The sequence below is a fragment of the Falsiroseomonas oryzae genome, assembly GCF_027856955.1.
Classification (GTDB): Bacteria; Pseudomonadota; Alphaproteobacteria; order Acetobacterales; family Acetobacteraceae; genus Falsiroseomonas; species Falsiroseomonas oryzae.
Window position 1 is genome coordinate 1 of the sequence record NZ_JAPSMD010000279.1, and the last position, 7,266, is coordinate 7,266.

The following is a 7,266-nucleotide window of genomic DNA, read 5'->3' on the forward strand; positions in this document are numbered from 1 at the left end:
CGACGCCGGAGGTGCCGAAGCTGAGCGGCCGCGCGCGCGCCGCCGCGGCCAGCTCCGCCACGCTGCGCCAGGGGCGGTCGGCCGGCACGGCCAGCACGTTCAGGATCATCGCGACGCGCGTGATGGCGGTGAGATCGGCCAGCGGGTCGAAGGGCAGGTTGCCGTAGAGGGTCGGGTTCACCGCGAGCCCGCCGATGGTGCCCAGCAGCAGCGTGTGGCCGTCGGCCGGCGCGCGCACCACCGCTTCCGTCGCGATGTTGCCGCCGGCCCCGGGGCGGTTCTCCACCACCACGGACTGGCCGAGCAGCGCCTGCATGCGCGGCGCGATCAGCCGCGCGGCGACGTCGGTGGTGCCGCCCGGCGCGAAGCCGACAAGCAGGCGGATCGGCCGGCTCGGGTAGGCCGCGGTCTGGGCGCGGAGCGCGGGCGCGGCCAGCAGGGCCGGCGTGGCAAGGAGGAGGCTGCGGCGAAGCATCGTCATCTGGTCCCCTTTATCTGGTCCCTTGGGGTCAGCGCGGCAGCAGCGTGTCGCGCACGAAGGCGGCGACGGCGCAGGCATCCGCATCCCGGTCGGCGAAGCCTGCAATCTGCAGGCCAAGCGGCAGGTCCTCCGCTTCCAGCACCGGCAGCGCGAAGGCCGGGCCGCCCACCAGGGTCCAGGGCAGCGGGTAGTTGCGCGACCCCGTCCAGGCATGGTCCTGCACCGCCGGGCCGGAGGCGGCGAGCAGCACGAAGCCCGCGGCGCGGCCGGCGAAGGATGCGACCTGCGCGCGCAGCGCCGCGCGCCGGTCGAGCGCGGCGAGGTAGGCGCCGGCGTCCATCCGTTCGGCGCGCGCCAGAAGATCCTGGATGCGCGCGCCCACCATCTCCGGTCCGTGCGCGCGATAGGCGGCAAGCGGCCAGCGTGCCTCCCAGGCGAGCAGGTCGTTCGCGAAGTCGCCGATGTCGCGCAGCGTGGCTTCCAGCGCCGCGGTCGCTTCGTCGTTGCCGGCATCCAGGATGCGCGTGCCGGTGGCGGCCAGCCTCTCGATCGCGGCCTCGAAGGCGGCGCGGGAACTCTCCGGGGTCTCGTCCCAGCCCAGCGTGTCCAGGCGGACCAGCGTCGCGGGGCGGTGGGGTGGCGGCACCGCGAGCGTGCCGGCCAGTCCGGGATGCGGCGGGGTGCCGCCGGCGCGCCGCGCGATGGTCACGGCGGCGGCCCAGACATCCTCGAGGCTGGCGCCGATCAGGCCCAGATGGTCGAGCGTGGGCGCGAGCGGCGCGAGGCCGCCGGCATGCAGCGCGCCATGCGTCGCCTTCAGCGCATAGGCGCCGCAATAGGCGGCCGGGCGCAGCGTGGAGGCATGCGTCTGGGTGCCGAGGCCGAGGCTCGCCATGCCCGCGCCCACCGCCGCGGCCGAGCCGGAGGAGGAGCCGCCGGAGGTGCGCGCGGTGTCGTAGGGGTTGCGCGTCGGGCCGGAATTGCCGACGGCGAATTCGGTGGTGACGGTCTTGCCCAGGATGACCGCGCCGGCCTGGCGCAGCGCCAGCACGGCGGCGGCGTCGCGGCGCGACTCCCAGCCCGCGTAGATCGGATTGTTCATCTGCGTCGGCAGACCCGCCGTCTCGATCATGTCCTTCACCACCACGGGCATGCCGTCCACCGGGGAGAGCGGCGCGCCGGCCTTCCAGCGCCCGGTCGCCTCGTCGGCGGCGATGCGGGCGGCCTTCAGGTCGTGCGCGACGAAGGCGGCGATGGCGGGCTCGTCGCGCTCGATCGTGGCGATGCACTCCTCCAGCACGGTGCGTGGGGTGGTGGTGCCGGCGCGGAAGGCGGCGGCCTGCGGCACGAAGGGGCGCAGCAGGGGGCGCGCCGGGTGGTAGGCGAGGCGGCGCTGCGGTGCGGCAGGGTCGAGCGGCTGCACGGGGAGGAAGGTCACGCGGGCTCTCCGGGTTGGGCCGGGCTGGGGCGGCCAATGCAGGCGCGCGGGGCGGGGCTGTCAATGCGGGCGGCAGCGCAGGGTGGTGGAAGAGGTCGGGTTTGTCTCGCGCGGCGAGCGCCTGCATGCTGCGCGACGCGGCGATCGGGGCGCGGGGAATGCAGCGGATACCGGGGCGCGAGGGCGTGGCGCTGCTGCGGGAAGGGCCGCCGGAGGGCAGCGGCACCGGGGCGGGGCTGGAGCGCGGCACCATGGTCTGGCTTGGCCAGCATGGCGGCGTGCGGGTGGATGTCGGCTACGGGCTCGATGTCTGGACGCTGCCGGCCGATGCGCTGGTGCTGCCGACCGGCCCGCGCGGGGCGCTGAGCGGCGGGCTGGTGCGGCGCATCGAGGAGGTGGCCGGCGCGAAGCGGGAGGCGCTGCGCGCCAGGCTGCAGGAGGCGAATCTCCGCAGCGGCTACGGCGCGGACAGCCCGGCGCTGGTGCGCTGCGACGACCTCGGCATCGATGGCCTCGCGCCGCGCAGCCTGATCCTGGCGACGGCCTTCGTGGCCGGAACGCATCGCGATCCCGGACGCGCGATGCAGGGCATCATCCGGCTTTGCGCGGAGCGGGGCGTCGCATCGCTGGTGCAGCCGATGCTGGGCAGCGGCGATGGCGGCGGCGATCCGATCGAGACGGCGCGGCAGATGCTGTATGTCATCGGCGAGCCTGGGCTGTCTGCGTCGCATCGGCTGCGCAGCATCGTGCTCGCCACGCTGTCGCCCGAGGCGTTCTGGACGCTGCTGGAGATGCAGGCCGACCCGACGATGCTGCCCGGTCCGATGGGACGTCGCCCCGGCGAGGACTGGTACACCCGCATGACCGCGATCCGCTGCTTCGCGTCGCGGCCGGGACTACGGGGCCGCGCGGTCGTGACGCCGCTGTCGCTGACGCTCGCCCTGGGGGAAACGGCGCTGGATCGCGGCGCCGGGATCGAAGCGCGTCCCGCCCTGGCCGGTGGCGAAGGGGGCGGCCTGCCGCTCGGCCCGCTTGCATGGTCGCTTGCGGAGTGCATGCGGACGCAGGCCGAGGGTTGGCGGAAGCTGCGCGACCATGTGCTGCGCGGGGCGCAGCCGGAGCCTGTCGAGATCTGCGTCGCCTCCGCCGCCGCCGACCTGATCGAGAACGCGATCAACCGTGCCGAGCCCGGCAACGAGGTGGGGCTGGAGCAACTGGTCGCCGCGGTGCTGGGCGACACGGTGCCCGGACTGCGCGGCGAGCTGGCGGCCTTCGGGGTGGAGCTTCCGCCCCCGCCTTCCGCCGCTTCGTCGCCAACGCAGCGCGCGCCCTTCCGCCCCGCCATCGCCGGCATCCTGTCCGACAACCCCGGCGCGGCCTCGGTGCAGGATTGCCTCGGCGTCGGTGACGAGGCGGCGGCCTTTGCCCGCCTCATCTCGGCGCGGCAGGTCAGCCCGCCCATCGCCATCGGCGTCTTCGGCCATTGGGGCACCGGCAAGAGCTTCTTCCTGCGCCTGCTGCACGAGAAGGTGGCGGAATGCGCCGCACTCGCGATGCAGGCGCCGGAGGATGCGCGCGCGGCGCATCCCTTCCACGACGGCATCGTGCAGATCCGCTTCAACGCCTGGCACTACGTGGACACCAACCTCTGGGCGTCGCTGGTCACGCACATCTTCGGCGAGCTGGACCGCTGGACGCGGGACCGTGAGGGCGGCGCGAAGACCGACAGCGCCGACCAGCTCTTCGAACGGCTGGCGACCTCGCGCAGCCTGTCGCTGGACGCCGCCCGCGCGCTGGTGCGCCGGCGTGAGGAACTGCGCCACGCCACCGCGCAGCTGGCGCAGGCGGAAGCCGATCTGGCGAAGGCGCGGGCACAGGCGAAGCCGGACATGGCGGCGATCACGGCCGCAGCCTGGCAGGGCCTGCAGGCGGCGAAGCCGGAGCTGCTGGCGGCGGCGAAGGACGCGCTGGAGAAGCTGGGCGTACCCGCCGCCGGGGCGGAGGCGGAACGGCTGCGCCAGTCGGCCGCGGCGCTGACCCGCGGTGGTGCGGACGCCTTCGCGCGGCTCGGCCGGCTGTCGCGGCAGTTCGGCTCGCCGGCCGGGGTGCTGGTGGCGCTGGCCTGCGCGGCGGTGATCCCGGTCTGCGTCGCCTTCCTGGCGCAGCGGCTGACCGGGCTGGGCGATGCGGCGACGGCGGTGACGCTGTTCGGCGGGCTCTGCGCCGGCGGCGCCTCGGCCGCCGCCTGGGCGCATCGGCAGGTGCAGGGCGCGCTGGGGCGGCTCGCGACATTCCAGGATGCGCTGGAGGCCGAGATCGCGCAGCGCGTGTCCGATGGCGATGCCCGACAGGCCGCGGAGGCGCAGAGCCTGGCCGCGGCGAAGGAGGCCGAGGCGCGCGCGCTGCTCGCCGCCACCACGGAACGCGCGGCGGAGGCGGCGCGGCAGTTCGACGCCGGCACGGGCCGCTCGCGGCTCTATCGCTTCGTGCGGGAACGCGCGGCGGCGGAGGAGTACCGGCGCCATGTCGGCCTGGTGGCCGCGGTGCGCCGCGACTTCGAGGAACTGGCCTTCGCCATGGACGCCGCGCGCAGGGACGCCGAGGTGGAGGCGCGGGCGAAGCGCAACCGCGAGGCGCATGCGCAGGAGGTGGAGGCGCTGCTCGCCCAGGCCGGCGACCTGCTGGATGCGAAGGAACGGGCCAAGCTGCAGGAGGGCGTGCAGGCCGCGGAGCAGCCGCCCGGCGCGCCCTTCGGCCGCATCGTGCTCTACATCGACGACCTGGACCGCTGCCCGGCGGAGAAGGTGGTGGAGGTGCTGCAGGCGGTGCACCTGCTGCTGACCTTCCCGCTGTTCGTGGTGGTGGTGGCGGCCGATATCCGCTGGGTGAGCCGCGCGCTGAAGCGCGTGCATCCGGAGCTGCTGGACGGCGAGGGCGACGGCAGGACGGCGACGCCCTACGACTATGTCGAGAAGATCTTCCAGATCCCCTACCAGGTGCGCCCGATGGATGGCGGCACCGCGACGAAGTTCCTGGCGCATCACGGCAAGGCGCTGGACGAGGCGCCGGTTCCGGCCGTGGCAAGACCGACCACGCCGACCACGCCGACGACGCCCGGGACGCCGGCAGACCCGCAGCCCGGCCCGGCCACGCAAGGCGCCAGGACGGAGCCGGACATGACGGCCGGCCCTGCGGCCGGGCCGGGGACGGGTGCACAGGCGACCAGGCCGCCGCCGGACCCCCCGCGCGAGGCGGTGCGCGAGCCCCCGCCCGCCCCGCCGCCACCGCCCGACTGGCTCAGCCTGTCCGACCCGGAACGGGCGTTCATGGCGAAGCTCGCCCCGGAGCTCGGCGGATCGCCGCGGCAATTGCTGCGCTTCCTCAACGTCTACCGGATCGTGCGGGGCTGCCTCATGCCGGACCAGCTGGAGGGCTTCACCGCCGGCGCCTATCGCGCGCTGATGCTGCACCTCGCGGTGGGCTGCGTGGGCGGGGCGCCGGACGAGGGCTTCGCCCGGCGCCTGTCGCGGGCGGCGAAGCTGGCGGACCTGGCCAGCGGGACCGGCGGGCGGGAGGATGCGCTGCTGGCGCTCTACCTGGCCGATCCGGGCCTGCCGGACGAGGCTGCGCTGGCGGCGCTGCGGGAATGGGGGGTGGTGGCGCGGCGCTTCGGCTTCCAGGCGTAGCCCGCCGCCAGGTCTCCTCGGGCACGCCGCCCTTGCGCCGCCCGGCCGGTTCCGCTAACCGCTGCCCCCGCGTCGGCACCCCTGGAGGCCGGCGTTCGCGTTTCTGCGCCCTGGCTCCGGCCCTGGGAGCGGGGCGCTGCACATCTCGCAGATAGGAGCCTGGCAATGGTCCAGACCGTACGGATCGAAGCCGTGGCGCGCGAGCGTGCCGGTAAGGGGGCGGCGCGCGCGACCCGGCGTGGGGGCATGGTCCCCGGAGTTGTCTATGGCGCGAAGCAGACCGCGACCCTGATCGCGCTCGACCCGCGCGACGTGATGAAGGAACTGACCAAGGGCGGCTGGCAGTCCCACCTGTTCGAGGTGGCGGTGAAGGACGGGCCGACGGAGCGCACCATCATGCGCGACGTGCAGTTCGACCCGGTCACCGACCGCCCCGTCCATGTGGACTTCCAGCGCGTGGCCCCTGGCGCCCGCATCCGCGTGCGCGTTCCCGTGGCCTTCCTGCACGAGGACACCTGCCCGGGCCTGAAGGCCGGCGGCGTGCTGAACGTGGTCCGCCGCGAGGTTGAGGTGCTGGCCGAGCCGGACAAGGTGCCGGAGAAGTTCGAGATCGACCTGGCCGAGGCGAAGATCGGCGACGGCCTGCGCTGGTCCTCCATCAAGGACCATTTCGGCGCGCGCCCCGGCATCGTCGGCCGCGACTTCATGGTGGCCTCGATCGCCGCACCGACGGTGGAGGCGGAGGCCGCCCCGGTCGCCGCGGCAGCGCCGGAGCCCGCCAAGGGCAAGGGCAAGGCCCCCGCCAAGGCCGCGCCGGCCGCCGCGGCCAAGCCGGCCGCGCCCGCCAAGAAGAAGTAGTCCGCACCCCCGGCCAGGGAGGGCGATGCCGTGCTGCTGTGGGTGGGGCTCGGCAATCCCGGGCCGGAATACGCCCGCCAGCGCCACAACATCGGCTTCATGGCGCTGGATGCGATCGCGAAGCGCCACGGCCTCTCGCCGTGGCGCAAGCGCTTCAAGGGCGAGGTCGCGGAAGGCAGCGTCGGCGGCGTGAAGCTGCTGGCGCTGAAGCCGATGACCTTCATGAACGCCTCCGGCGACGCGGTGCAGCAGGCGGCGTCCTTCCTGAAGATCCGTCCGGCCGACATCTGGGCCTTCCACGACGAACTCGACCTGGCGCCGGGCAAGGTGCGGGTGAAGAAGGGCGGCGGGACGGCCGGGCACAACGGGCTGCGCGACATGCAGCGCGCGCTGGCGACGCCCGAATTCGGCCGGGTCAGGCTGGGCATCGGCCATCCCGGCCACAAGGACCGGGTGACCGGCCATGTGCTTGGCAACTTCGCCAAGGTCGACACCTGGGTGGAGCCGCTGCTGGACGCCGTGGCGGACGCCGCGCCGCTGCTGGCCGGCGGCAAGCCCGAGGATTTCATGACGCGCGTCGCGCTGTTGACGCAGGAGCCCGCACCGCGATGAGCGACGAGACCGTGTTCGACGACAGCTTCGGCGGCATGCAGCACGGCCCCGGGCCAGAGGATTTCGCCAACGGCGCCGCCGCGCTGGCGGCGGGGCTGGTGCGGGAGGCGCAGGCCCTGGCCCAGGCCGCGGCCGCGCTGCGCGCCGCAACCATGCCGGGGCCGGAGGGCGCGGGCGATGTGCGCCGCGCG

The 7,266-nt window shown here is 74.6% G+C and carries 6 protein-coding genes; 4 read left to right on the top strand and 2 right to left on the bottom strand.

Annotated features, from left to right (window positions below; genetic code table 11):
* Nucleotides 1-481, bottom strand: a 481-nt coding sequence (locus tag OZN99_RS21515; RefSeq protein ID WP_270937303.1) for a Bug family tripartite tricarboxylate transporter substrate binding protein, incomplete at its 3' end; no start/stop codon positions are given.
* 28 nt (nt 482-509) lie between these two features.
* The gene (locus tag OZN99_RS21520; RefSeq protein WP_270937304.1) at nt 510-1,919 is read right to left on the bottom strand and encodes an amidase; all 1,410 of its coding nucleotides are present in this window, start codon (nt 1,917-1,919) and stop codon (nt 510-512) included.
* Between the two features lie 125 nt (nt 1,920-2,044).
* Between OZN99_RS21520 and OZN99_RS21525 the strand changes: the two genes are divergently transcribed.
* The 4 genes from OZN99_RS21525 to OZN99_RS21540 all read left to right on the top strand — a co-directional run.
* On the top strand, nt 2,045-5,605 hold the full coding sequence (locus OZN99_RS21525; protein WP_270937305.1) for a P-loop NTPase fold protein: 3,561 nt from the start codon (nt 2,045-2,047) through the stop codon (nt 5,603-5,605).
* Between the two features lie 165 nt (nt 5,606-5,770).
* Nucleotides 5,771-6,463 carry a 50S ribosomal protein L25/general stress protein Ctc gene (locus tag OZN99_RS21530; protein WP_270937306.1) on the top strand — a complete coding sequence of 231 codons (693 nt, stop codon included), beginning with the start codon at nt 5,771-5,773 and terminating at the stop codon, nt 6,461-6,463.
* Nucleotides 6,464-6,493: 30 nt separating this feature from the next.
* Nucleotides 6,494-7,075 (top strand): aminoacyl-tRNA hydrolase, encoded by a 582-nt coding sequence (gene pth, locus OZN99_RS21535; protein WP_270937307.1) that lies wholly within the window; start codon nt 6,494-6,496, stop codon nt 7,073-7,075.
* Nucleotides 7,072-7,266: hypothetical protein (locus OZN99_RS21540; protein WP_270937308.1), on the top strand; the 195-nt coding region annotated here is incomplete at its 3' end. The genes pth and OZN99_RS21540, both read left to right, overlap by 4 nt.

Excerpts from the sequence above, each read along its gene's own strand:
- OZN99_RS21525 (WP_270937305.1), top strand. The coding sequence starts at position 2,045 with ATGCTGCGCGACGCGGCGATCGGGGCGCGGGGAATGCAGCGGATACCG.
- OZN99_RS21530 (WP_270937306.1), top strand. The coding sequence starts at position 5,771 with ATGGTCCAGACCGTACGGATCGAAGCCGTGGCGCGCGAGCGTGCCGGT.